The organism is Salinicola salarius (assembly GCF_003206135.1).
Classification (GTDB): domain Bacteria; phylum Pseudomonadota; class Gammaproteobacteria; order Pseudomonadales; family Halomonadaceae; genus Salinicola; species Salinicola salarius.
This window is the reverse complement of record NZ_PZJT01000002.1, coordinates 33,332-58,569: the sequence shown is the minus strand read 5'-3', so window position 1 is coordinate 58,569 and position 25,238 is coordinate 33,332. Positions and strand designations below refer to the sequence as shown.

General features: G+C 59.5%; 25 protein-coding genes and 1 tRNA gene. 10 read left to right on the top strand and 16 right to left on the bottom strand.

What is annotated here, in order from left to right; genetic code table 11:
• Positions 1-16 precede the first annotated feature (16 nt).
• Positions 17-490, top strand: a complete 474-nt coding sequence (locus DOM32_RS01455) for an Hsp20 family protein (protein ID WP_071229941.1) — start codon at positions 17-19, stop codon at positions 488-490.
• 114 nt (positions 491-604) lie between these two features.
• Here the strand turns inward: DOM32_RS01455 and DOM32_RS01450 are convergent, their stop codons facing one another.
• Positions 605-2,182 carry a BCCT family transporter gene (locus tag DOM32_RS01450; protein ID WP_110630569.1) on the bottom strand — a complete coding sequence of 526 codons (1,578 nt, stop codon included), beginning with the start codon at positions 2,180-2,182 and terminating at the stop codon, positions 605-607.
• Between the two features lie 170 nt (positions 2,183-2,352).
• Entirely contained in the window at positions 2,353-3,924 is a 1,572-nt protein-coding gene (locus DOM32_RS01445) for a BCCT family transporter (RefSeq protein WP_110630567.1), read from the bottom strand.
• A gap of 238 nt (positions 3,925-4,162) precedes the next feature.
• Between DOM32_RS01445 and DOM32_RS01440 the strand changes: the two genes are divergently transcribed.
• On the top strand, positions 4,163-4,441 hold the full coding sequence (locus DOM32_RS01440; protein WP_071229944.1) for a hypothetical protein: 279 nt from the start codon (positions 4,163-4,165) through the stop codon (positions 4,439-4,441).
• A 10-nt stretch (positions 4,442-4,451) separates the two neighbouring features.
• Here the strand turns inward: DOM32_RS01440 and DOM32_RS01435 are convergent, their stop codons facing one another.
• Positions 4,452-4,757 (bottom strand): hypothetical protein, encoded by a 306-nt coding sequence (locus DOM32_RS01435; RefSeq protein WP_110630565.1) that lies wholly within the window; start codon positions 4,755-4,757, stop codon positions 4,452-4,454.
• A gap of 158 nt (positions 4,758-4,915) precedes the next feature.
• Between DOM32_RS01435 and DOM32_RS01430 the strand changes: the two genes are divergently transcribed.
• Positions 4,916-5,179, top strand: coding sequence for a type B 50S ribosomal protein L31 (locus DOM32_RS01430; protein WP_071229946.1), 264 nt, complete (start codon positions 4,916-4,918; stop codon positions 5,177-5,179).
• 158 nt (positions 5,180-5,337) lie between these two features.
• Here DOM32_RS01430 and DOM32_RS01425 read toward each other — a convergent pair whose 3' ends face one another.
• The 5 genes from DOM32_RS01425 to DOM32_RS01405 all read right to left on the bottom strand — a co-directional run bounded on the left by DOM32_RS01425 (position 5,338) and on the right by DOM32_RS01405 (position 11,723).
• Positions 5,338-5,541, bottom strand: coding sequence for a cold-shock protein (locus DOM32_RS01425; RefSeq protein ID WP_071229947.1), 204 nt, complete (start codon positions 5,539-5,541; stop codon positions 5,338-5,340).
• A 327-nt stretch (positions 5,542-5,868) separates the two neighbouring features.
• Complete coding sequence (locus DOM32_RS01420; RefSeq protein WP_110630563.1) at positions 5,869-6,492, bottom strand: LysE family translocator; 624 nt, start codon at positions 6,490-6,492, stop codon at positions 5,869-5,871.
• A gap of 307 nt (positions 6,493-6,799) precedes the next feature.
• Positions 6,800-9,343 carry a DEAD/DEAH box helicase gene (locus DOM32_RS01415; protein ID WP_110630561.1) on the bottom strand — a complete coding sequence of 848 codons (2,544 nt, stop codon included), beginning with the start codon at positions 9,341-9,343 and terminating at the stop codon, positions 6,800-6,802.
• Positions 9,344-9,479: 136 nt separating this feature from the next.
• Positions 9,480-10,229: a HamA C-terminal domain-containing protein gene (locus tag DOM32_RS01410; protein WP_157956999.1), complete on the bottom strand. Its 750-nt coding sequence runs from the start codon at positions 10,227-10,229 to the stop codon at positions 9,480-9,482.
• A 750-nt stretch (positions 10,230-10,979) separates the two neighbouring features.
• A complete protein-coding gene (locus tag DOM32_RS01405; RefSeq protein ID WP_110630556.1) occupies positions 10,980-11,723 on the bottom strand; it encodes a sulfite exporter TauE/SafE family protein in 744 nt (247 codons plus the stop codon).
• Positions 11,724-11,841: 118 nt separating this feature from the next.
• Between DOM32_RS01405 and lpcA the strand changes: the two genes are divergently transcribed.
• Positions 11,842-12,471 (top strand): D-sedoheptulose 7-phosphate isomerase, encoded by a 630-nt coding sequence (lpcA, locus tag DOM32_RS01400; RefSeq protein WP_338095093.1) that lies wholly within the window; start codon positions 11,842-11,844, stop codon positions 12,469-12,471.
• A gap of 103 nt (positions 12,472-12,574) precedes the next feature.
• Here the strand turns inward: lpcA and DOM32_RS01395 are convergent.
• The 4 genes from DOM32_RS01395 to DOM32_RS01380 form a co-directional block, all read right to left on the bottom strand.
• Positions 12,575-12,651 (bottom strand) — tRNA-Arg (locus DOM32_RS01395).
• Positions 12,652-12,848: 197 nt separating this feature from the next.
• Positions 12,849-13,574, bottom strand: a complete 726-nt coding sequence (locus DOM32_RS01390; protein WP_110631108.1) for a tRNA-uridine aminocarboxypropyltransferase — start codon at positions 13,572-13,574, stop codon at positions 12,849-12,851.
• A gap of 181 nt (positions 13,575-13,755) precedes the next feature.
• Positions 13,756-14,709 carry a bile acid:sodium symporter family protein gene (locus DOM32_RS01385; RefSeq protein ID WP_110630552.1) on the bottom strand — a complete coding sequence of 318 codons (954 nt, stop codon included), beginning with the start codon at positions 14,707-14,709 and terminating at the stop codon, positions 13,756-13,758.
• Positions 14,710-14,946: 237 nt separating this feature from the next.
• On the bottom strand, positions 14,947-15,675 hold the full coding sequence (locus tag DOM32_RS01380; protein WP_110630550.1) for an SIR2 family NAD-dependent protein deacylase: 729 nt from the start codon (positions 15,673-15,675) through the stop codon (positions 14,947-14,949).
• A 141-nt stretch (positions 15,676-15,816) separates the two neighbouring features.
• Here DOM32_RS01380 and DOM32_RS01375 point away from each other — a divergent pair, with 141 nt between their 5' ends.
• From DOM32_RS01375 to DOM32_RS01355, 5 genes are all read left to right on the top strand, one after another.
• Positions 15,817-16,635 (top strand): pseudouridine synthase, encoded by an 819-nt coding sequence (locus DOM32_RS01375; protein WP_110630548.1) that lies wholly within the window; start codon positions 15,817-15,819, stop codon positions 16,633-16,635.
• A gap of 163 nt (positions 16,636-16,798) precedes the next feature.
• Positions 16,799-17,779, top strand: coding sequence for a tRNA cyclic N6-threonylcarbamoyladenosine(37) synthase TcdA (tcdA, locus tag DOM32_RS01370; RefSeq protein WP_110631105.1), 981 nt, complete (start codon positions 16,799-16,801; stop codon positions 17,777-17,779).
• Positions 17,776-18,006, top strand: a complete 231-nt coding sequence (locus DOM32_RS01365; RefSeq protein WP_071229954.1) for a DUF1653 domain-containing protein — start codon at positions 17,776-17,778, stop codon at positions 18,004-18,006. The genes tcdA and DOM32_RS01365 overlap by 4 nt, the downstream gene beginning before the upstream one ends.
• Before the next feature lie 146 nt (positions 18,007-18,152).
• Positions 18,153-18,653 carry a 5-(carboxyamino)imidazole ribonucleotide mutase gene (purE, locus tag DOM32_RS01360; RefSeq protein ID WP_087719950.1) on the top strand — a complete coding sequence of 167 codons (501 nt, stop codon included), beginning with the start codon at positions 18,153-18,155 and terminating at the stop codon, positions 18,651-18,653.
• Between the two features lie 2 nt (positions 18,654-18,655).
• Positions 18,656-19,747 (top strand): 5-(carboxyamino)imidazole ribonucleotide synthase, encoded by a 1,092-nt coding sequence (locus DOM32_RS01355; RefSeq protein WP_110630547.1) that lies wholly within the window; start codon positions 18,656-18,658, stop codon positions 19,745-19,747.
• 93 nt (positions 19,748-19,840) lie between these two features.
• Here DOM32_RS01355 and bfr read toward each other — a convergent pair whose 3' ends face one another.
• From bfr to lptF, 4 genes are all read right to left on the bottom strand, one after another.
• The gene (gene bfr / locus DOM32_RS01350; protein WP_071229957.1) at positions 19,841-20,323 is read right to left on the bottom strand and encodes a bacterioferritin; all 483 of its coding nucleotides are present in this window, start codon (positions 20,321-20,323) and stop codon (positions 19,841-19,843) included.
• A gap of 357 nt (positions 20,324-20,680) precedes the next feature.
• Complete coding sequence (locus tag DOM32_RS01345; RefSeq protein WP_110630545.1) at positions 20,681-20,884, bottom strand: (2Fe-2S)-binding protein; 204 nt, start codon at positions 20,882-20,884, stop codon at positions 20,681-20,683.
• Positions 20,885-21,166: 282 nt separating this feature from the next.
• A complete protein-coding gene (lptG, locus tag DOM32_RS01340; RefSeq protein ID WP_110630543.1) occupies positions 21,167-22,231 on the bottom strand; it encodes an LPS export ABC transporter permease LptG in 1,065 nt (354 codons plus the stop codon).
• Positions 22,231-23,313: an LPS export ABC transporter permease LptF gene (gene lptF / locus DOM32_RS01335; protein ID WP_110630541.1), complete on the bottom strand. Its 1,083-nt coding sequence runs from the start codon at positions 23,311-23,313 to the stop codon at positions 22,231-22,233. Before lptF ends, lptG begins: the two co-directional genes overlap by 1 nt.
• A gap of 336 nt (positions 23,314-23,649) precedes the next feature.
• On the opposite strand from lptF, the gene DOM32_RS01330 reads away from it, so the two are divergent.
• Positions 23,650-25,167, top strand: a complete 1,518-nt coding sequence (locus DOM32_RS01330; RefSeq protein WP_110630539.1) for a leucyl aminopeptidase — start codon at positions 23,650-23,652, stop codon at positions 25,165-25,167.
• Positions 25,168-25,238: the final 71 nt, after the last annotated feature.

Genomic DNA, 25,238 nt, shown 5'->3' with positions numbered 1-25,238 from the left:
TCAGGAGGTTAGTACCATGAACACACTGTCACTCTCTCCGCTGTTCCGTCGCTCCGTGGGCTTCGACCGTCTCAACGATCTGTTCGAGTCCGCGATGCAGAACGACGTGCCCAGCTACCCGCCGTACAACGTCGAGAAACATGGCGAGAACGACTACCGTATCGCCGTGGCCACGGCGGGTTTCGCCGAGCAGGAGCTCGATGTCAACGTCGAGAAGCGCGTGCTGACGATTACCGCCGGCAAGGGCGAGCGCCAGGAGGACGACAAGGTGCAGTATCTGCATCAGGGCATCGCCCAGCGCGCCTTCAAGCTGTCGTTCCGGCTCGACGAGAATATCGAGGTCCAGGGCGCCCGGCTCGAGAACGGCCTGCTGATCGTCGATCTGCTCCGCGTCGTGCCCGAAGAGCAGCGCCCGCGGCAGATCCCGATCAACGGCAGCCAGCGCCGCCTGACCGAGACGTCATCGACCGCCGAGACGGTCACGGCCTGAACCGTGTGATCGTATAAGGCCGGCCGCCGAGCCAATGGCGGCCGAGTAGACCGCAACGCCCCCGACGGAGGCTCTCCGTCGGGGGCGTCGTCTTTTCCGGCATTGGAGACGGCGTCAGTGCGGTGCCGGCGCGCTGCGTGAGTCGTCCAGCACGCCCTGCGCTCTCGCCATCGCGTAGGCCGCCTTTGGCCCGTGCCACAGAGTCGGTATCAGCACCAGCGCGACCGGTACGGCGGGGATCACCACGAACTGCTGCAGCACGCTGACCTGCCCTTCGCCCATCCCCAGCAGAATCGCCGCCATCAGCGCGAAGACGATGCCCCAGAACGCCCGCAGCGCGGAGCCCGGATTGTCGTTACCGGCACACACCACGGAGACGGCATAGCTCATCGAATCTCCGGTCGTGGCGACGAAGATCGTCGTCAGCACCAGGATCGCCAGCGCCATCCACGCGCCGCCCGGCAGCGCCTGGGCCACCGTCAGGGTCGCCACGTCGAACTCGAAGTTCTGCAGCGGCTGGCTGAGATCGATCGCGCCCTGGAGCTCGTAGAAGATGCCCGAGCCGCCCAGCAGGGTGAACCAGACCGTGGTGACGATCGGCGCCAGCACGGCGGTGGCGATGATCATCTCGCGGATCGTGCGGCCTCGCGAGATCCGCGTGACGAAGATCGCCATGGGCGGCGCGAAGCCGATGAACCAGGCGAAAAAGAACACCGTCCACCACTTCATCCAGTCCGGCGACGCCGTCACCGTGGTCATCGCCGACATCTCGAAGAAACTGCCGAGATAGGTGCCGAATCCCTGGAACCAGCTGTCGACCAGGAACTGCGTCGGGCCGAACAGCAGGATGGCCGCACCGATCACCATGGCCAGAATCACGTTCAGGCGGCTCAGGAACTGAATGCCGCGATCGATCCCGGTCACCGCCGAGGTTACGTAGATCGCCCCCAGCCCGGCCAGGATGGCCAGTTGAACCTCGTAGCCGCCCGGAAAGCCGAACAGATCGTGCAGGCCGAAGCTGACCTGGGTCGCCAGAAAGCCCAGCGGCCCCACCGTGCCGGCAGTCACGGCGATGGCGCAGATCGCATCGACCACGCCCCCCAGAACGCCGCGCGCCAGCCGGTCGCCCAGCATCGGCGCCAGCAGGGTTCTCGGCTGCAGCGGCATGCCGCGCTGGTAGTGCTGATGCGACAGGATCGCCACCGGCAGCGTGCCGAGAATCGCCCAGCCGGTGAAGCCCCAGTGAAAGAACGCCTGCGCCAGCGCATCCGGCACGGCATCGGCGGTGCCGGGCTGGGAATCGAACGCCGGCGGCGTGACCACGAAATGATAGATCGGCTCGCCCGCGGCAAAGAACACGCCGCCGCCCGCCAGCAGCGTGCACAGGATGATCGACACCCACCGGAAGGTGCTCATGTCGGGCCGGTCCAGAGAGCCGATCCGCGCCCGCCCGGCCGGAGAGATCGCCACGCCGATGGCGATGAAAAACGTCAGCAACATCAGAAGCTGGATAAGACTGCCGAAGGTTTTCGCGGACCAGGTAAAGGCGACATCGATCACCTGAGCAACGGTCTCGGGGGCGATCGCCGATGCCGACAGAAATATCAGGATGAAACCGATGGTCAGAACAAGTACGACAGGATCGCCAAAACGGCCACCCTGCGTCGATGGCACGTTGGTGTCAGAGGTCATATCAAAGGGAGGGTTCTTTAGGCATGAAGCGCGCCACACTACAGATACACGAGTGCAGCGGCAAATCGAATCGATCGGTCGTCGGCGGCGAAGACGCTTTCACGCAAACGAGAAACGCCCCCGGAAAACGGACTGCCGGGGGCGATGCATCGATCGAACCGGGGTCGCGGTCAGCCCCGAGCGGCGCTCACCGTATCGCCCAGCAGGCCCTGCTCCCGCGCCATCGCGTAGGCGGATTTCGGCCCGTGCCACAGGGTCGGCAGCAACACCAGGGAAACGGGTATCGCCGAGATGACGATGAACTGCTGGAGCACGCTGATCTGGCCGGCGCCCATCTTCAGCAGGATCGCCGCCATCAACGCCATCGCCACGCCCCAGAAGGCGCGCAATGCCGGCGTGGGCTCATCGTGCCCCGCGCACACCACGGAAATGGCATAGCTCATCGAATCGCCCGTGGTCGCCACGAAGATCGTGGTCAGCAGCAGGATTGCCAGCGCCATGAACACCCCACCCGGCAGCGCCTGGGCCACCGTCAGCGTGGCGACATCGAAACGGAAATTCTGCAGCGGCTCGCTGAGATCGATGAGCCCCTGAAGCTGATAGAAGATGCCCGAACCCCCGAGCAGCGTGAACCACACCGTGGTCGCCAACGGCGCGAGGATCGCCACCGCGACGATCATCTCGCGAATGGTGCGGCCCTTGGAGATCCGCGCCACGAAGATCGCCATCAGCGGCGCATAACCGATGAACCAGGCAAAGAAGAACACCGTCCACCACTTCATCCACCAGCCCGGCGCGGTCTGGGCGGTCATCGACGCCATCTCGAAGAACGAGCCCAGATAGGAGCCGAATCCCTGGAACCAGGCATCGACCAGAAACTGGGTCGGCCCGAACAGCAGGATGACCGCGGCGATAGCCATCGCCAGAATCACGTTGAAGCGGCTGAGGATCTGGATGCCGCGATCGATGCCCGTGACCGCTGAGGTCACGTAGACGGCGCCCAGCACGGCCATGATGATCAGTTGGGTGCCGTAGCCGTCCGCCAGGCCGAAGAGCTCGTGAAAGCCGAAGCTCACCTGAGTGGCGAGAAAGCCGATCGGCCCGACCGTGCCCGCCACCAGCGCGATGACGCAGACCGCATCGACCACGCTGCCCAGCATGCCGCGAACACGACGCTCGCCAAGAACCGGCGCCAGCAGCGTGCGCGGCTGCAGCGGCAGGCCGCGATGATAATGCTGGTGTGCCAGCACGATGGCCGGCAGCGTGCCGAGCACGGCCCAGGCCAAAAAGCCCCAGTGCATGAACGACTGCGCCAGGGCATGGGGTACGGCAGCCGCGGAGTTGGGCTCGCTATCGAAGGCAGGGGGCGTGACCACGAAGTGGTAGACCGGCTCGCCCGCCGCAAAGAACACGCCGCCACCGGCCAGCAGCGTACACAGAATGATCGAGATCCACTTGAACGTGCTCATCTCGGGGCGATCCGTACCGCCAACTCGCGCCCGGCCGGCTGGCGAGAGCGCCACGCCGATGGCAATGAAGAACGTCAACAGCAGCAGCAACTGGAAAAAGCTGCCGAAGGTGCTCGCTGTCCAGGTGAAGCCCGCTCCGATGGCATCGGTCACGGCACCCGGCGAAATGGCTGAAAGCAGCACGAAGGCGACGATGAAACCGATGGTCAGCACCAGCACGACGGGATCGCCAAACCGGCCACGCGGCGTCGGCATGTTGTTATCGGGGGTCATATTCAGATCGGTTCGTTAGGCATGAAGGGCGAAACCCTACCGACCTTGGTCGAAGACCGCAAATTCGTTAACGCTAAAATCGACCCGCCAGCCCTTCTCTTTCAACGCCGGGAAAAGCCATGGCGCTGCCGTTGCCGCCCGCAAGACGGCATCGCATCTACACCAAAATGGCAATGGTGACGCTCTTCGAATCGGTTCTACTCTCAGGAGGAATTTCGCCGCCGAGGGGGTACGGTTCATGAAAAGCACACCATTCATCACCGAGAGTCTGCTGCAGCGCTGTCGTCGAGAACAGGCCAATCAGTTCCAGCGTGCGCGCCAGGGCTACGATCCGGCCTCGCTGCATGATCGCAAGGAACTTTCGCTACTGGTCGAAGAAGCCATTCGTGAAGGGGAAAACTACACCTCGATTGCTCGAGGCCACCAGGACATCGGGCTGACCGAAGCCGATCTTCAGAATCTCATCGGCCCCGAGAACGCGATTCGCGAACGCATCGACCGATTTCAGCAGATTTGAAAATTCTTCCTCAGTCACCGCAGTGACGCCGATACCGCTCGGATTCGGCGTCCAGCGTCACGCGCTCGTTGACCTTGCTATAGTAGAAAGGCGCGAAGGATTGGTCCTGATCGGCGATCTGGTAAAGGCCGCACACGCCATAGCCCTTCTGAACCTCTTTCATTGCCTGCAACTCGATCTCGCTGTCGACGCCAAGTTGCTTTGAAAGCAATGACTTGATGTCATCGTCGACGTGGCTATCCGAGATGGCCTGACCACCGAAGATAATGGCAAAAGCCGCCAGAATCGCAATGACGGGAATGTAGAGGTTATGCATGAACGATGGCTGTCTGGCTGCTGGGAGGAGACGCGATGATAGCGGATCACGCCCCGTTTCGCACAAACGCGCCCGACCGTGCCTACTGGTGAAACCGCCAATTTGCTCTAACGAATGTTATGTAATAACATTACCGAATCGATCGAAAGGAGAATTCCATGAAAGCAGGCATCCATCCCGACTATCGCCAGGTCATCTTCCACGACACCAGCGTCAATCAATACTTCAAGATTGGCTCGACCATGACATCGACGGAAACCATCGAGTGGGAAGATGGCAACACCTACCCTCTCGTTCACCTCGATATCTCCTCTGCCTCCCACCCGTTCTATACCGGCAAGCAGCGCGAAGTCGGCACCGAAGGCCGCGCCGCGCAGTTCAAGCGCCGGTTCGGCAGCATCGCATCGCGCCGCCAGAGCTGAGCCGAGCCTTCCCCAACGACAACGAGCCAGCCGAGTGATCGGCTGACTCGCTTCATGTGAATGCCACATTTCACGCACGCGAAAACACCAAGGCCCGCGTTAGCGGGCCTTGGTGCTGGAAGCTCTATCGCCCTAGGGCGAAGGATCTACCGGAAGTCTTAGAGCGGCTTGATGTTAGCAGCCTGAAGACCTTTCTTGCCCTGAGTGACGTCGAAAGAAACTTCCTGACCGTCCTGCAGAGACTTGAAGCCGTCAGCCTGGATCTCGGAGAAGTGTGCGAACAGGTCGTCGCCACCGTCTGCCGGAGAAATGAAGCCAAAGCCTTTAGTGTCGTTGAACCACTTAACTGTGCCAGTTGCCATGTTCCGAATTCCTTATGCGCTTAGCGCGTAATTACGATTGCCGGGTGCTACCCGAGATAGTGGGTAAAACAAGGGGATATAACCAGGCTACCGAATGATTCGAGTGCAACTGACAATATGCGACTTGCTAACCAACTGATCGCCAGTCTGCGCTCTCGTCAGGTGTTAGTCAACAGCTATGTTCATCGAAAACCAAAAAGATGCCATCGCAGCCTTTCGCCTAAGCCCGAATAAGCCCGGAGCCGGGGCGCGACGCTGAACCACAAGCGGCATACGGGCGCCGTTCGCCGCCATGGCCGGGCATCGAGAAGGCCGCAGGAGGCGATCTCAGCCAGCTGGCCGCTTCATCGCCAGCAAGCCGATGCTGAAGACGACCATCAGCGCACCACTGACGCGGTTGAACCACTGCATCGCCTTGCCATTGCGCAGATAACGGCCGATCTTGCTGCCCAGCACGGCATAGATCGCGATCGCCACGACTTCCATGACCAGAAACAGCGCACCTGTAATGATGAAGCTCAAGGCATAGTGTTCGGGCACCACGAACTGCGGCAGGAACGCAGTAAAGATCAGGATCGCCTTGGGATTGCCGGCCGCCACCAGAAATTCCTGACGGATCAGCGAACGCATCGACTGGGGCTGCCCGCCTTCGATGATCGCCGACTGCGGCTTGCTCATCAGCAGCTTGAGCCCGAGCCATGCCAGGTACAGCGCCCCCGCCCACTTCACGACGATGAAAAACCACATGGAAGTCGTCAGCAACGTGCCCAGGCCGACGCCCGCGATGGCAATCATGGGAGTGAACGCAGCGATCCGCCCCGACGAAGCGATGATCGCCTTCAGCGGCCCGACACGAGCCGCGTTCGTTGTCGCCAGCAAATTGTTGGGGCCGAACGCCATGTTCAGCGCGAAGCAGGCTGGCAGGAACACCAGCAGGAAATCCCACTCCATGTCGTTTCCTTGTAGGCGGTTATCGAAAGTAGATAGTCGTTCGTTAGGCAGCACATGGTAGCGTGGCCGGATTGTCGCCCGAAGCAGGATCATTAAAACTATATAACCTATTGATCTCAGAGGCATAGATCGCCACGAAAGCAAAGTTGTATACCATTCTCTATACCATCGGTTGCAATCGGCGGCTGCTTCCTCCTGCGGCACGGCAGCTGGCTTCGAGGCAGCTTACGATCAGTACCAGACGTGGAGTCGGCGCTGATCTAATAGCTAAATCAGGCGCGCCAAGGGCGTCACCTGAATTTACCTGTTACATGCCTGCACTTTCGATCTGACTGAATATCCAAGGTGAAACATGACCTCTTAAATCTGAGATTTTTTTCTGTATTTGACGGTGGTCAGGCTCTTCTTGATCAATATCTGCCAGGGCAGTTTGCTTAATATATATAGCAGTATCCCTTGGGATTCCTTTTGCGATAAGGTATTTAGTTACCTTAGTGTGAGCTCCATTCTCAATAACACTTAGTATGGAGTTCTCACCTTCAGACATATCCGATAATGGCTTAAGTAGCATAGGCAAACCAAAACACACTTTGGATGTGATGATTTTCACTGCATTATCTATTTGATCACTAGCATCATCGGTAAAATCACGTTCCCTTAATATATCTCTAAGGAGCTTTTCTCTCCCCCAATCTGTAGCATATTTACAAATGCTCCAGATATACTTACCTAGTTGCTCACTATCTTTCGTTGGATTGGAGATATACCGGTTAAAGTAATAAGGCATAATTTGAGAGAGTGTTATAGCTGCGCTTTTTAAAGAATTAAGAGTATTTCTATGCCATATATTGTCCGGCAACTTAACAATCATGTTATTTTTCAGCCTCTGATACATGACTTCAAGATCATATGGGTCCCAATACCTATTCTTATATACAACACTAGGTGGAACACTCAAGGAATCTAGAGTCTTTATATTTTTTTGTATTTGCTCTCTACTCATATTTATACCTACTTCTTGCAGGCGAGCATAACTGTTCTCCCCATGCCTATATATAGTTTGCCTTATATATGTGACGAGATACTTCTCTTTGCCATCTTCTACAAAAGCGTCGTTTCCAATCGCACTATCTATATTTTCTCTAAATCTCTCGTAGTACTCACTGTAGCCCGTACTTAGTTCTTTTTCGGTGAATTCAAAAAGAGCTTCGTTCTCTTGTTCTATTTCAAACGAAGATTCATCGAGCACGATTGTCCTACCAATAAACTCTTTAAGAAGCCTTCCTGCTCGCCCCCGTAAGTTTGAAAACTCATAGTTCGACAACTTAACATTTTCTCTATCTTTTATTCTCCTGGTAAAAAGATATGGGTTCCTTACAATTATGTTTGAAGCCGGGAAATTAACACCCTGCATCAATGTAGTAGTACAAACAATGTTATTTACAATACCACTTGAAAATGAGTCTTCGATAGCAGAGCGAATATGAAGTGGAAGTTTGCCAGTATGATAAGCGACTCCATGCCGCACTAGCCCAACCAAGTCATAGTCTTTATGAACGAACTCTGCAATATATTCAGCCAGCGACTCAACTTGCTCTCTATTTTCAACAGGTGCATTATTAGCCAAGTAAATGGCAGTCTTTCGTGCTTGGTTAGCGGTTGGTGAAAATATCAAATTACTTTTGTTTTTTATGCGGCCGATTATAAAATCTAGATAGCTGTGAAAATTGTCGTTATATAGTGTACCCCCTAAGCCTTTAATCTGTTCATTGTGCTGAATAATAATAGAACTTGGCTCTTCGGAAATATCACTGTATTGATTGAAATAGAACCTCCCCTTGCATTTTGACACTGAATAAGTAATGTTGACTACTGGTGGTACTTTCGTTTCTGCCTGATATGAGACTTGATCAAATATATCAAACCCGAGATTTCCTACGTTTTTTAGCCTAGGCCCACTTAGAATAATTCTTTTCGTATTGGTGTGATGCTTTATTTCCTTTAGAAAGTCATATAATATTTTTGATCTTTGATCACCATCATTCGCAACACGTTCAATATTTTGAACTTCATCTACAATTAGCATGTCTAGATTTTGGAAATGAGCTTCTTCACTGAACCCTGATATAGCTCTCTCTTGCGTTAACACATATATATACTTTTCTGGCTGTTTTTCTTGAATGTGAGTATATATTTCTACGTCACGAAAATTAAATTCTTTCACCAAGTTTGAAAGGTCTTTTGTTACTTGATTTACAAGACTTATTGTAGGAACAACATACACTACGCTTTTATATTCCTGCGTCAGCTTTTGGATAATTTTTAAGTATATTGAAAATGATTTTCCAGCTGACGTTGGAGCTGATATGCAAACAACTTTGTTGGTGTCAATAGAGTCCCAAACGTTCTTCTGGAAATCTGTTAACAGGTAAGTCTTGTCGTAAATATCAACTTCATATTTTAATTGATTTGCAATAACTGAAAGTTTACTGATGTAACTACCAAATGGACTGTAGATGCCTTCATTTTTGTAGCCTTCATCAACTAACACTGTTGATGGAGCTATACCCATCCGAGTCAATGCTGTGACAAATATTTCTCGTAAAGAGTCTTTGTAATCCTTGTTTGAGTATTCCCAAGATAAAGCAATCGTCAATATTGCAACTCGCTTTGCAAACTCTTGATCATTTCTCGATAGCCTATCAACGACCGATATGGCTTCTGCCAACTCCTTTCTCTCAAGATGAATTGTAGGAGCATCGACCAGCCCCAGGGTGGCTGCATAATTTTTATGCTCAACCTTTAAAAGATTATTTACAATCTCTTTTTGTGAGTAGGATATATTAGTCATGAATCAAAACCTTCCAACATCCCATCAAAATCCCAAAAAGGAAACACGATATAGTGAACTCTTTCAATCAATGTCCGACTTATATCTTTCGTTACATCCAAACCTAATGATGAAAATCTTTCATTAATTATGGTTTCTATCTTTTTTTTATTTCTTTTTCACATTTAGCAAGAGGACTTTTTAACTCATTATAAGAGATTAAGCAGACAAGTTCATATCTTACATTCTCTAGCTCGCCATCTTTAAGTTTCTCAGCGATATCTTGTAGTTGTGGGTCAATGAAGTCATCATATGTATATAATAACAACTCTTCCTGTAAAGAGCCGTAAGCGTCAACTATGCTGCTGAGAGATTCGGCAAATGCTTGTTTAAATCTATAATTTGACCTATATGCTTTGGATTCTCCGATGAAAATAATGTTTTCTCCATCGATTTTCCTGTAATGAATTGCATCGGCTCCAAAACGCTCGTGACCTCTACTAGTAGTCAAAGGCATTTTTCTTAACAAGGCAGGAGCTTTGAAAAAATATTGCAGAAAATTGAATAACAATAATTCACCAAATTGACCTTGTGGAATTCCCTTCCTGAATTTGTCTCGTGCCAAACTATCTATATGAGATGAAGCATTTTGATAGTCATGGCCTCTTTTCGCTAGTTCTTTTTGAAAAAGAGTGCTGTATTTTTCTTTGCCATAAACCCAACTACATACCGTGTTTTTCAACTCCCTTAGAAAATCATTTCTTCTTTCCTGCAAGTCTGTATAGTTTATGCATACGCCTTTGTGGGTTTTGCCCTCTGGCTTGGTTAAATCAAACGTGAAGTGACAAGTGTGATTTACTAAAGACTCAACATTGGTCAATAGATTTTTAATTGCTTCGTCATTCATAGCCAACACTTATTTAATTGGAACTGGATGTTTAAGGTTGTAATCATGTAACAATTATTAGGTAGAAGGCGCGTCTTTTCACTAGAACAAGCGCGCGCGTTTGACATTCTTCTGCCGCCACCTTAACCGCCTGATCTTAACGTGAATGCTGATTAAAGATTGCTGTTTAACATTACCAAACAATCCTGCGGCCTTTTCCTGCACGCCCCCTCGTGCGGAACCTGGTAGACCTCTCAACCCCTCTCAGGAATACCTTTCGTATCAATCTGACACATTTCGTTTCCCTTCTCTATCCAACGCCTCCCGCCTTTCGTCGAGTGGACTGCAAAACGCAACATTCCGCATGATTTTCTAGGGCTACAAAACTGCCCGCCGCCCCAGTGCTGGCGCGGCTTGGAGCCATCTGCAACGCTGCATCAAAACCGACCCATTTAGCGCGCAGGCGGGGCGGGGAGTCGACAGCGCGCCGGCGGTGAAGGGCGCAGCCGGGGGCATCCAGCGCCCTGGAGTGGCCACAACCGCCTAACCTGTGACGTTCTTGGAACATTCCGGCTTCCTCGGGTCGACTCGGGAACCTTTCTTTCCCTATCGGCTTATGGATGGCCATGCTTGAGCACTTCTCGCCCTACCCCGGCTTGGCCGATAGCGTCGAGCGTAGCGGGAATGGGATAGGCGTTTGCCTGCGCGCAGATGGGGAGCCTATGGCCGTCGGGGGCTATCGAGTCGATGTCGGCCCTCTAGAGCCAAGCACTAAGCTAGGGCGGTCTTGCTGACCAGCACCACGCCGAAGGCGATCAGCATCAGCAGGACCACTTGGCGGAACGTGGCGGCGTCCATCCGCTGGCGCACGATGCCGCCGATTCGGGTGCCGGCATAGACGGGTATCAGCCCCAGCAGCGAGATCCAGATCGATTCGACCGTCATGAGGCCGAGCTTCGCCAGGCCCACCGCCATGATGATGCTCGACAGGCTGAAGGAGATGTTGATCGCCTGGATGAACCGCTTGGGATCGAGCTGGAGCGCGAGCAGGAACGGCAGCACCGGCATTACTTGGGATCCGGTCATGCCATTGACCAGCCCCGTGAGAAAGCCCGAGACTGGCGCGAGCTTCCGGCCCAGGCTCTCCGACATCGGCCGCCCTGGGCGAAACAGCGTAAAAGCCCCGTAGCTGATCAGGACCACGCCCAGTACCGCTCCGGCAATGAGGCTGTCGATAAGATCCAGCACGGCGAGGCCCAGCAGCAAGCCCGGAATAGTAGCGAGGAACATGGGCCAGAAGCGCCGGATCGTCTCGCCGAAGTACCCTGCCTGCCGCATAACGAGGGCATTGCTGACCAGCGAGGGAATGATGACCAGCGGCATGGCGGATTTCAGGCCCAGGCCAAGCGCGAGGATGGGCAACGCGGATGTCGAGAACCCAAGGCCCGTCGCCCCTTTGACGAAGGCGGCCACGAAATAGGCACAGGCGATGATCAGAATCGTCTCGAAAGTCACGGGGTATCCATGCTGAAGGTGGGCTCGCGGGAACTCGAGAGTGTGCGGCGCTCACCTCAGGCTGACAAGATGACGAATGACTATCCCAGGCGCTGCATTACCGCATCGAGGGCCTCGGGTGTTTAGGCTTGCTATCCTCGTCAGCAATGCCAGCCCAAAGGAAGCCTCCGTGGAATTGAAAGAGATCGTACGAGACCAGATGAACGAAGCCGCCGACGTGCTTTCCCGCTTCAGTCAGGATGAAGCCCAGTTGGAAGCGGTCGCTCAGGCGGCGGAGCTGTTGGCGGCACGCTTCAAAGCCGGTGGCAAGGTTCTCGCCTGCGGCAATGGCGGTTCTCACTGCGACGCCATGCATTTCGCCGAAGAGCTCACCGGGCGCTTCCGTGATGACCGCCGGGGCCTGCCCGCCATCGCCATTTCCGATCCCAGCCACCTCTCCTGCGTTGCCAATGACTTCGGCTACGAATATGTGTTCTCGCGCTATGTCGAAGCCGTGGGCAGGCAAGGAGACGTGCTGTTCGGCCTTTCCACCTCGGGCAACTCCGAGACCATCATCAAGGCTGTCGAAGCCGCCCGAGCCCAGAACATGAACGTCATACTGCTGACCGGCAAGGATGGCGGCAAATTGGCGGGTCTCGCCGACGTGGAAATTCGGGTTCCTCACTTCGGCTACGCCGACCGTATCCAGGAGATCCATATCAAGGTGATTCACTCGATCATCTTGATGGTCGAGAAATTGGTAGCGTGAGTCGGGGAACCGATGACATGCGGAATTGGCTCTATAGGCCGAGCCGCAAGGATCAGTAGTGATGCACGGTTGAGTAAGGCGGGATATTCGAAATCAATCGAAATGGCGCCCGAAGCAGGACTCGAACCTGCAACCCACGGCTTCGAAGGCCGGTACTCTATCCAATTGAGCTATTCGGGCGCACGGCGCAGACGATAACATTACCGGGGCCGTTTATGCGAGGCCGTCGGCGCTGGGAATGCACCGGCGCTGAAATGCACCGGCGCCGAAATGCGGCGCACCAGACGGAAGAGATCGGCCCTTCATCGCTCCTACCCTGCCAGAAGCGGCCTCGCCGATGGGCGAGGCGTATCGGAAAGCGGCGATGGCAACCGGATTCAGGAGAAAGCGGCACCGAAGGCGCGACGTTCGAGCAGGCGCTGCATGGCGGCGTTGGGCTTCTCGATCTTGTGATAGAAGCGGCTCGCGGCGTAGCTCTCGTTGAAGGCGTCGAAGTAGTCGTCGAGCACGTTGGCGGCGGTGACGTCGCCGGTATTGCGCAGCAGCTCGGCGGCGACCTCGGCGGTACAGAGATGCGAGGCGGAGGCCGGCTTGCGCAGCCGGTAACGTGTCAGCCGATCCGTGTGGAGCGGCAGCACCGGCAGGTTTTCCAGGTACGGGCTCTTGCGGAAGATCCGCCGCGCCTGACGCCAGGTGCCGTCGATCAGGATGAAGACGGGAATGAAGCCATCCTGCTTGGCGACGATCACGGCACGCTCGTCGACCACGCGATGCTGGTAGTCCGGCTGGTCGTCGGGGAAGACCACGAACGGCACGTAACGTCGGTCCGCCAGCAGCTCGAGCAGCCGTGCCTCCGGCGCGGTGCGATACCAGGTGAAGGTCTGGGTCTGTGGCAGCACATCGGCGATCAGGCGCCCGGTGTTGGTGGGCTTGTTGTGCTCGTAGGGGTGCGTCAGCAGCCATACCCGGGCGTCGCTGGTCGCGGTCACGCGGAACGGGCAGAGGCAGTTGAGCACCGGCAGGCGGCAGCCGTCGCAGCGTTCGACGAAGCTGCCCCGAGCCTTGAATTCGCGGCGCGGCGGGGTCGCGTCTCCGCCAGCCATGTCGCGCAGGGCGTCAGCATTCGGGAATTCGGTCTCGCTCAGCGACCAGGATTCGGTCGTCAGTTCGGCATCATCACGCATGGATCGGCTCTCTCCGGCCTACGAAAAAGCGGGGCGCGCGCATTCTAGCACTCCGCCCCGCTTTCCTAGCCCCGGAATTAAGACAATATCTGTATCAATCTCAGCGGCTGGTGCTTTCGCTCGTTTCCGACGTGGCGCTGCGGGCGGGGATGCCGCGCTGTTTCCAGTAACCCGCAAGCAGGGAGCCGGAGACGTTGTGCCAGACCGAGAACAGCGCCCCCGGCAGCGCGGCGCCGGCGGTGAAGAACTGGTTGGCGAGCGTGACCGCCAGGCCGGAATTCTGCAGGCCGACCTCGAAGGCGATGGTGCGCGCAGTGCGAATGTCGAAGCCCAGCGCACGGCTCAGCCAGTAGCCGGCGGCGAGGCCGATACCGTTGTGGGCGATGACGGCGATCGCCACGATCGGCCCCAGCGTTGCCAGGTTGCCGGCGTTGAGCGCGACCACGATGGCGATGATCAGCACGATGGCGGCCATGGCGAGCGTCGCCAGTGCCGATTCGATCTTGCGGATGCGCGCGCCCAGCAGGTGATGGACGATGACACCCAGCGCGATCGGTGCGATGACCAGTTGCGCGATGCTCATCAGCATGCCGAGAACCGGCACGCCGATGCTCTGGCCGACCAGCAGCCAGGTGATGAACGGCGTGGCGACGACCGAGATCACGGTGGAAACCATGGTCATCGACACCGACAGTGCGACGTGGCCGCCGGCAAGCCAGGTCATGACGTTGGAAGAGGTGCCGCCCGCAGTGGCGCCGACCAGGATCATCCCGGTGGTCAGCTCCGGGCCCAGCCCCAGCACGCGCGAAACCAGCAGCGCGGCGACCGGCATGATCAGAAACTGCAGGATGACACCGACGGCGATCGGCTTGGGCGCCTTGATCACGCGGGCGAAGTCTTCGCGGGTCAATGTCAGGCCCATGGCGAACATGATCACCACGAGCAGTGTCTTGATATCCGCCTTCAGCCCGACGAAGAGCTCCGGCGCGAAGGCGGCGACGACGGCCAGCAAGACGGCCCAGACCGGGAACAACCGGTTGATGCGTTCAAACATGATGATGTGTCCTAGCGAGATAGTCTGGCTCGCCGACTGGCGAACCGGGGCCGCTCGAGCGGCTCTGTTGGGGTCGATCCGGAAACGGCAGCGGATCCGGCATCGACCGGGCGCGCTATTTTGCCGCAGCGTGTGCCGCGACTAAATAGGCAAAAGGAGGCAAAAGGAAACAAAAGGCAGAAAGCGACGCGGCGTCACAGAACATGGACACCACGGAACATGGACGTCGCGGGAAGATCAATCGGCAAAGCCGCCCTGCTCTCGCCAGCGCGCTACCAGCGCCGGCACGCCGCGGCTGGCCGGTTCGGCGATCGGGCTGACGCCCGGCGGCGCCAGATCGCGGGCGTGGGGGTCGACCAGCCAGCATGGCGCATCGAACGGTGCCTGCTCCAGCAGCAAGGCGGCGGGCATGACCGCCAGCGAGGTGCCGACGACCAGCAGCGCGTCGGCCCCGGCGACGATATCGCAGGCCTCGGCATAGCGCGGCACGGCTTCGCCGAACCAGACCACGTCCGGGCGCAGCTGGCTGCCCTTGTCGCACAGATCGCCCAGCGCGATCCGGCCCCGGGTCGCGGGGTCGCTCAACGGGTAGCGCAGATTGGCATCGACCGAGGAGCGCGCCAGCAGGATCTCGCCATGCAGGTGCAGCACGTGGCGCGAGCCGGCGCGTTCGTGCAGGTCGTCGATGTTCTGGGTGACCACGCTGACCCTGAATCCCGCGGCCTCTAGTTCGGCCAGCGCCTGATGCGCGGCGTTAGGCCGTGCCCGGCGGGTCTGCTCGCGGCGCTCGTCGTAGAAGCGCAGCACGGTTTCGGGGTCGCGCGCCCAGGCTTCCGGGGTGGCGACATCCTCGATGCGATGGTTTTCCCACAGGCCATCGCCATCGCGAAAGGTCTTGAGGCCGCTTTCGGCGCTGATGCCGGCGCCGGTCAGCACGACCAGATGCGGGGAACGGGTATCACTCATGGCGACAGGCTTCCTGATGTTCGCTGCTTCACTGTTTCCGAGGCTAGCATGCGTCGGACATCCGGGCACTCGGTCAGCCCCTTGAGATCGCCTTCGCCAGCCCCGACAATAGCGCCCTGTTCGTTTACCCAGGCCAGTGCCATGACCGTGCCGCTTACCCCAACCGAGCGCCTTGGGCCGCTGCCGGTGATCTACCGCGATGCGCGCCTGATCGCCGTCGCCAAGCCGCCCGGCATGCTGGTGCATCGCACGGCGCTGGCCCGCGGGGAAACCCGGTTCGTGATGCAGACGATGCGCGACCAGATCGGCCAGCATGTCTTTCCGGTGCATCGTCTGGACCGCCCCACCGGCGGCGTGCTGCTGTTCGCGCTGGACAGCGACGCCGCCGCCGCGCTGACCCGGGCGTTCACCGAACATCGGGTGAACAAGCGCTATCTGGCCGTGGTTCGCGGCTGGGGGCCGGAGACGGTGAGTGTCGATGCGCCCCTGCGCGAGGAAGATGGCATCCGGCCCAAGGCGGAGATGCCCGCCCACCCGGCGCTGACCCACTTCCGGCGGCTGGCGACGGCGGAGATTCCGGTGGCGATCGATCGCTATCCGCAGTCGCGCTATTCGCTGATGGAGGCACGGCCGGAGACGGGCCGGCGCCATCAGATCCGGCGTCATCTGGCGCGCTGCGGCCACCCGATCATCGGCGATGCCAAGCATGGCAAGGGCATTCACAATCGCTACTTTCGCGATCGTCTGGACTGCCCGCACCTGTTGCTGTCGGCGGTGGCGCTGGAGTTTCGCCACCCGTTCGAGGCCCGCCAGCTGAGACTGGAAGCCGCCCCCGACGACCATTTTTCCGCCTTGCTGGCCCGGTTCGGCTGGGAGGCGCATCTGACGCAGAATGGCGCCCGCTGGACGACACCCGCCGCGAGCGCGGCCCGGACCGAACCGATTGACGCCATTCCTTGATCGAGACTCCTTGATCGAGAGCCCTTGATCGAGAGCCCTTGATCGAGAGCCCTTGATCGAGAGCCCTTGATCGAGACTCCTTGATCGAGAGCCATGGTCGAAATCCAGTGATCAAAAACCGGTAATCGAAACCCGGCGATCGAAACCCATGAGCGAGGATTCCATGATCCACGACAGCTCTTCCGGCGCTGGCAGCGTTGATGCCGGCAGCGACGACTACGATTTCCGCTTTGGCGGCATCCGGCGTCTCTACGGCACCCGTGCGGCCAATGCGTTCCGCCGCGCGCATGTCGTGGTGATCGGCGTCGGCGGCGTCGGCAGCTGGAGCGCCGAGGCGCTGGCACGCTCCGGTATCGGCAAGCTGACCCTGATCGACCTGGACGATGTCTGCGTTTCCAACGTCAATCGACAGCTCCATGCGCTGGACGGCCAGATCGGCAGGCCCAAGGTCGAGGTACTGGCGGAGCGCTGCCGCGCCATCTGGCCGGGTATCGAGATCCACGCCGATGCGGCCTTCATCACGCCGACCAATCTGGCCGAGCGGATTCCGGCCGATGCCGATCATGTGATCGACGCCATCGACCACGTCGGCGCCAAGGCGGCGCTGATCCACTACTGCAACCGGCGCAAGCTGCCGATCACGGTAACCGGCGGCGCCGGCGGCCAGAGCGATCCGACCCGCGTGCGCGTGGCCGATCTCAGCCGCACCGAGCACGATCCGCTGCTGGCCAAGGTGCGCTCGAAGCTGCGCCGGGATCACGGCTTCTCGCGCAATCCCAAGCGCCGCTTCGGCGTCGAATGCGTCTACTCCGACGAACAGCTGGTCTACCCCGGCGACGATGGCGAGGTCTGCCTGCAGAAGCCGGCGCCGGGCCAGGCCACGCGGCTCGACTGCGCTGCCGGCTTCGGCGCGGTGAGCGTGGTCACCGGCACTTTCGGTTTCGTCGCGGCCGGCCGTGTGCTGACCCGGCTCGCCGATAAAGACAGACGCGCGGCCGACGACGCACAGACATCGGCCGCCACCTCGGCAACGACGTCAAAGGCATCGAACACAGCGACGACGACCTCAACGACGTCAACGCCAACGTCAACGCCAACAACATCAACGACAGCGCCGGCCGCTACCCGGGAGACCTCCTCATGAGTGAACAGCACAAGCCCGTGCCGGGCATCTATCGCCACTACAAGGGCCAGCTCTACGAGGTGCTGGACGTGGCCCAGCACAGCGAAACCGAGGAGTGGCTGGTGGTCTACCGGGCGCTCTACGGCGACTATGGCCTGTGGGTGCGCCCGCTCGCCATGTTCTGCGAGCAGGTCAGCGTCAGCGACGAGCCGGTGGCCCGGTTTGCCCTGGAAAAGGCGTTCCGCTGAATGCGGTCTGCAAGATTACCGTTTCCTGCAGGAAAGATTTTACGGCTGATCGATTAACCGTATTCCCGTACAATTCGCTGCTTTCCAAACGACGGTCCGATAACCCCCTACCAAGGACCGGCGAACCATTTCCCACGGGAGGAAGCATGAGCGTACGCGTCGGCGTGATCATGGGCTCGAAGTCGGACTGGTCGACTCTCTGCCATACCGTCGAGACCCTGGAAAAGCTGGGTATCGAGCATGAAACCAGGGTGGTCTCCGCCCACCGCACGCCGGATCTGCTGTTCGAGTACGCCGAAACCGCCGCCGACCGGGGCCTGGAAGTGATCATCGCCGGTGCCGGCGGCGCCGCCCACCTGCCGGGCATGTGCGCCGCCAAGACGCGGCTGCCGGTGCTCGGCGTGCCGGTGAAGTCGAGCACCCTTTCCGGGGTCGATTCGCTGCTTTCCATCGTGCAGATGCCGGCCGGCATTCCCACCGCGACGCTGGCGATCGGCCGTGCCGGCGCGATCAACGCCGCCCTGCTCGCCGCCGCCATGCTGGCCAACCACGACGAGCGCATCCGCGAGGCGTTGGAAGCCTTCCGCGCCGAGCAGACGCAGCAGGTGCTCGACAATCCCGACCCTCGACCCGAAGACCAGGAGTGACTATGCGTATCGGAATCGTCGGTGGCGGCCAACTGGGGCGCATGCTTGCCCAGGCGGGCGCGCCGCTGGATCTGCGTTTCACCTTTCTCGATCCGGGTAGCGAGCCGTGCGCGGCGGTTCACGGCGAGCATCTGCAGGCCGACTGGCAGGATGCCCAGGCGCTGAGTACGCTGACCGCGACCTGCGACGCGATCACCTTCGAATTCGAGAACGTCCCGGCCGAAGCCGTCGAGCGTCTGGCCGAACAACGCCCGGCCTATCCGCCCGCCTCGGCGCTGGCGACGGCACGGGATCGCTGGCTCGAGAAGTCGCTGTTCCGCTCGCTGGATATCGACGTGCCGCCGATTGCCCGGATCGACAGCCAGGCCGATATCGACACCGCGGTGGACGAGATCGGCCTGCCGGTGGTGATCAAGACCCGCACGATGGGCTACGACGGCAAGGGCCAGAAGGTGCTGCGCGCGCCGGAAGATGTCGCCGGGACGTTCGACGAGCTGGGCGGCGTGCCGCTGATTCTCGAGGGCTTCATCGATTTCGATCACGAGATCTCGGTGATCGCCGTGCGCGGCCGTGACGGCGAGATCCGCCACTGGCCGGTGGTGCGCAACGAGCATCGCCAGGGCATCCTGCACTGCTCGGTGCCGCAGGTTTCCCATCCGCTGCAGGCACAGGCGGAAGACTACGCCAGCCGGGTGATGAACGAGCTCGACTATGTCGGCGTGATGGCGTTCGAGTTCTTCGTCACCGCGGCGGGGCTGCTCGCCAACGAGATCGCCCCGCGAGTGCATAACTCCGGCCACTGGAGCATCGAAGGCGCGGTGACCAGCCAGTTCGAGAACCACGTCCGCGCGATCGCCGGGCTGCCGCTGGGCGAGACCGCACGCCTGGCGCCGTGTGCGATGCTCAACGTGATCGGCGCCTTCCCGGATCGCGACGCCGTGCTCGCCCTGCCCGGCACCCGCTGGCACGATTACGGCAAGGCGCCCCGCCCCGGCCGCAAGATCGGTCACATCACGGTGCTCGCGGCCGACGACGAGACGCTGACCCAGCGCATCGAGGCCGTCGAGGCACTGCTGGTCAACGAGCTGGGCTGAGCCGGAAAAATCGGCGGTCCACAGCAAAAAAGCCCCGATGTCCGGTGACATCGGGGCTTTTGCGTGGGTGCGTGCCTGATCAGGCGTCGCGCCTCACTCCTTGTCCGTCGTGAACATGTGCTTCTGCAGATAGTTCTGGATGCCGACCTTGTCGATCAGGCCCAGTTCCGCTTCGAGCTTGTCGATGTGCTCTTCTTCGTCGTCGAGGATCTTGATGAACAGATCGCGGCTGACGTAGTCGCGGACGGATTCGCAGTAGGGAATCGCTTCCTGCAGGTCGGCGCGAGCCTTGTGCTCGATCTTGAGATCGCTCTCGAGCATCTCCTGGCAGTTCTCGCCGATGTTCAGCTTGCCCAGATCCTGCAGGTTGGGAATGCCTTCCAGGAACAGGATGCGCTCGATCAGCCTGTCGGCGTGCTGCATCTCTTCGATGGATTCTTCGTACTCCCACTTGGCCAGCACGCTCAAGCCCCAGTCCTTGTACATCTTGCTGTGCAGAAAGTACTGGTTGATCGCGACCAGCTCGTTGCCGAGCACGGTGTTGAGATAGGAAATGACCTTGGCGTCGCCTTTCATTGTCGTATTCTCCTCATTGCCTCGAGCGATTCGCATCGAGTGATTGGTCTCTGGCGATGGGGAGGCACGTTCCGGCCACGCTCTCCCGTCTGGACCACGCTACCACAATCGGCAGCGTCGATCCGATAGAGGCAGTATCGCTCAGCGAGAGAATAAATGACAACTATTACAGTAGGTTACGACAAGATCTCATCTGCAAGCCGTTGGCAGATGGAAACGCGGCTGATAACGACTTGCGTCTGAAAGTTACGAGCTGCGAGCTGCGAGCTGCGAGCTGCAAAGACGAATATCGACCAACGCTCGGCGTTCACGATTATTTAGCCCGAAGCCAGCATAAGTAAGCACTCGTAATCCAGCTTATACCGCGTAGGCGAGATCGAGATCCATCGTCAGTTCCTGGCTGATGGCCTCGCGCATGACGCTCTTGCCCGTACAGGCGCACTTGCCACACTGGCCGGCACAGCCGGTCGCCTCGCGGACTTCGCGCCAGCTGCGGGCGCCGTCGGAAACGGCATTTTCGATATCGCGGTCGGTAACCCCTACACAGAGACAGACGTACACGGGCAGGCCTCACTGGTAATGTGATAGCAAATTTAAATGATTCGCATAGGCAATTTCAACCCGGAATCACAATCATCTCGCTTTCATCACCCGGCCCCCTTTTCTGCTTCGGCCAGCGTCTCCCGTACCTGGAGTCCAGGCGGTCTCTCCAGACGCAAAAACGCCGCGCCCTTTCGGGTCGCGGCGCTTCGGTGATCCGCACTGCTTACGAGGCCTGTCGGAATCCGTTTGCGATCCAGCGGGCCACAGCCAAACGAGGCGCAGCAGATCGCAGACAGGTTCTCAGCCGGTACGGCGCAATAGCCAGATGCCCAGCAGATAGCAGGTCACCGTCGGCACGACCACCGCCAGCGCGGGGGAAAAGCCGAACAGCACCGATGCCGGCGCCAGCAGATCCTGCAGGTACTTGAAGGTCAGCCCGACGATGACGCCGTAGAAGATTCGCGTCCCTGCCGCCACGCTGCGCAAGGGGCCAAACACGAACGAGGCGGCAAGCAGCACCAGACCGGCCAGCGTGACCGGCAGCAGGCTCTTCTGCCAGAAATAGAGCAACGGCTGGGTCGCTTCCTGCCCCTGGGACTGCAGGTAGTCGGCGTACCGCCACAGGCTGCTCATCGGCTGGCTGTCCAGCGGCCGCAGCAGGCGATTCAACTGCGATGGCGTCAGCGCCGTTTCCCAGGTCTGGGTGGGTAGCGTCTCGGCACGCGTCCTGCCGTCTTCGAAGTGGGTGATCTCGACGTCTTCCAGCGTCCAGGCCTCACCATTCCACACGGCCCGCGCCGCCTGGGTGGCATCGACCAGTCGCTGGCCATCGAAGCGGTAGCGGGTGACGTTGATCAGCGTATCGTCGGCGCGAATCGTGCCGAAGCGATAGAAGTTGTCGCCCTCGCGCTGCCAGCCACCGCGATGCGAAAGCACCGCTTCCGAGCCTTCGGACTGTTCCAGCCGCCACGCTTCGGCACGCTGCTCGGTCGCCGGGCCGACGAACTCGCCGATGGCCATGGTGACCAGAATCACCAGCGCCAGCGGCTTGAGCACGCCCAGCAGGATCCGGGCCAGCGAACGCCCGGAGGCCCGCATCACCGTCAGTTCGTTGTTGGAGGCCATGCCGCCCAGGCCGACCAGCGCGCCGATCAGCACGGCCACGGGTGCATATTCGTAGAATCGCCACGGCAGGCGCATGATCAGATAGAACAGCACGTCCAGCGCCGTGTAGTTGCCGGAGACATCCCCCAGGTCGTTGATATAGGAGATCACCAGATCCAGCCCCAGCACCATGACCTGGACGACCAGCATGGCGCCCAGCACGTTGCGGGCGATGTAACGGTCGAGACGATCGGTCAACATCAGCGGCGGCCTCCCTGCTTCTGGTCACGACGCAGCAGGAACAGGCCGAGGAGCAGATACACCACGTGAATCGGCCACATGCCGATACTCGCCGGCAGGCTTCCCCGTGCGATCGCGTCCTGGGCTGCCAGCAGCAGGCTGAGATAGCTGATATGCAAAAAAATCGCCGGCAGCAGCTTGGCGAAACGGCCCTGGCGCGGATTGACTCGCGACAACGGCAGCGCCAGCAGCGTCAGGATGGGAATCATCAGCGGCATCGAGAGGCGCCACTGCAGTTGCGCCATGGACTCGTCGCCCCCTTCGGCCACCAGTTCCGGCGTGCTCATCAGCTCGCTGTCCTGGTCGACCTCAGTCGTTTCATCGGTTGCCAGACGCACGCTGTAGCTGCCGAATGTCAGCTTGTCCGCCACCGCACTGCCGGGATCGACGCTGTAGCGCTCGCCGTTTTCCAGCACCAGGTAGCGGCTGCCGGTGTCGGGATCGGTGGTCTGATAACCGCCTTCGGCCCGCGTGACCACCTGTTGCGGCAGGCCATTGCCGCCGGTCTGGCGTTCGCTGATGAACACATCCTGCATTCGCGAGCGATCATCGGTGAGGGCCTGCGTATACGCCGTGCGATCGTCGCCGAAATCCTGGAAGCGCCCGGGCGTCAGCAGCGAAAAGTCGAGCCGGCTCTGCTGTTCGTCGATCAGGCGCTCGTTGTGGGCGGCGCCGGCCGGGGTCAGCCACAGGCTGCACAGCCCGACCAGCACGGCAATGAACGCCGCCGGCAGCAGCGTGACCTGCAATAGCCGATTGGGGCTGATGCCGCAGGCGACCAGCACGGTAATCTCGCTGTTGAGATAGAGCTGGCCATAGGCGAGCAGAATCGCCAGGAAGAACGAGAGCGGCAGCACCAGCTCGAGGAAGCTGGGCATGTGGTAGAGCATCAACGTGCCCAGTGCGCTGAGAGGCAATTCGCCCTGGGCGGCATCGGTAAAGTAACGGATGAAACGACTGCCCATGATCACCAGCAGCAGCACGCCCGCCACCGCCGACATCGTCAGCAGAATCTCGCGTGTCAAATAGCGGAATATGATCAATCTCGACTCCTGGCAACATCCACATCTGAATTGGCTTCCTGCCGCGGCCTGATTCGCCGGCCATCCTTGCCGGGCCAAGGGACGTCCTCGCCGTTGAGGCCGACGCCCTCACTGCGGATACGGCTTGTGCAACGCGCTTCGGCTTTGCGTAAACTGGCCGGATCGACGGGCCTTCGTCAGCGGCGACGGGGTCGGGTCCTCGAGTTGAATCTCGATATCGATTCAAGCGCCCGCTGCCATTGCCGCGCAGCTCGGTTTGGCGCCATTATCCTGAATCACCACTCGCTTGTCTTGTTACCGACAGGCTTGTCCGCTCAATCGTTCATTGGAGACGACATGGAATTTTCCGTACTGACCGTCAATCCGGCCAAGGTCGAGACAGCCTGCCTGGTGGTACCGCTGTTTCAGGATGGCGACCTGCTGTCCGCCGCCGCCAAGCTGGATGACGCCAGCGAACGCTTGATCGCGCAACTGGTAGAGCGCGGCGATTTCACCCCGGAACTCGCCAATGCCCAGTTGATTCCGTTCGCGCCGGGTCTCGCCGCCGAACGCCTGCTGCTGGTGGGGCTGGGCAAGCGGGAAACCTTCAATGAAGGCGCCCTGCGCAAGGCCCTCGATGCCGCCTTCACCGCACTGGCCAAACTGCCGGTCGACAGTGCCGCCGTCGCTTTCACGGATGCCGTGGTCGAAGATCGCGACGCGGCCTGGAACGCGCAGATGACGCTGGAGTCCGCTACCCGCGCCGTCTATCGCTTTACCGAGTGCAAGTCGACGCCAGCACCGGCGCCGCAGCTGCGCAATGTCGAGCTGCTGGTCAGCGATGCCAGCCAGGCGGATAACGCCAAGGCCGGCGCCCGTATCGGCGCGGCACTGGGCGATGGCGTCAATCTGGCCCGTACCCTGGGCAATCTACCAGGCAATATCTGTACCCCGACCTACCTGGCCAAGCAGGCCGAGACCCTGGCCGGAGAGTCCGCCGGCTCGCTGAGCGTCGAGATTCTCGACGAGGCCGAGCTGGAAGCGCTGGGCGCCCACTCGCTGCTGGCGGTGGGCCGCGGCAGCGCGGAACCCTCCAAGCTGATCGTGATGAAATATCAGGGTGCGGAGGATCCCGAAGAGTCGCCCCATGTGCTGGTCGGCAAGGGCATCACCTTCGATACCGGCGGTATCTCGCTCAAGCCGGGCGCCGGCATGGACGAGATGAAGTTCGACATGTGCGGCGCCGCCAGCGTCTTCGGCACCATGAAGAGCGTGATCGCGCTGCAGCCCAAGCTGAATGTCGTGGCGATCGTCGCCAGTGCCGAAAACATGCCGGATGGCCGTGCGATCAAGCCCGGCGATATCGTCACCACGCTCAAGGGGCTGACCGTCGAGATTCTCAACACCGACGCCGAAGGTCGCCTGGTGCTGTGCGACGCGCTGACCTACGCCGAGCGCTTCGAACCGGCCAGCGTCGTCGATATCGCCACCCTCACCGGCGCTTGCGTCATCGCGCTGGGCGATCATGCCAGCGGCCTGTTCTCCAACGACGACGACCTCGCGCTGGACCTGCTCGAAGCGGGCGAAGCGTCCTGGGATCGGGCGTGGCACATGCCGCTGTGGGACGACTACCAGCAACAGCTGGACTCCAACTTTGCCGATCTCGCCAACATCGGCGGCCGCCCGGCCGGCAGCATCACCGCCGCCTGCTTCCTGTCACGCTTCGCCGACAAGTATCCGTGGGCGCATCTCGACATCGCCGGCACCGGCTGGGACAGCGGCAAGCAGAAAGGCGCCAGCGGCCGCCCGGTAGGTTTGCTGACGCGCTATCTGCTGGACCGCGAGAGCGAGCTGGTGGTCACGCCGGAGGCCTGATCGGCGCAAGGCGTGCTCGCGGAGAGCGGCGAGGCATGAAGGCCCCGGTTGCCGACCGGTATCCGAAGCCT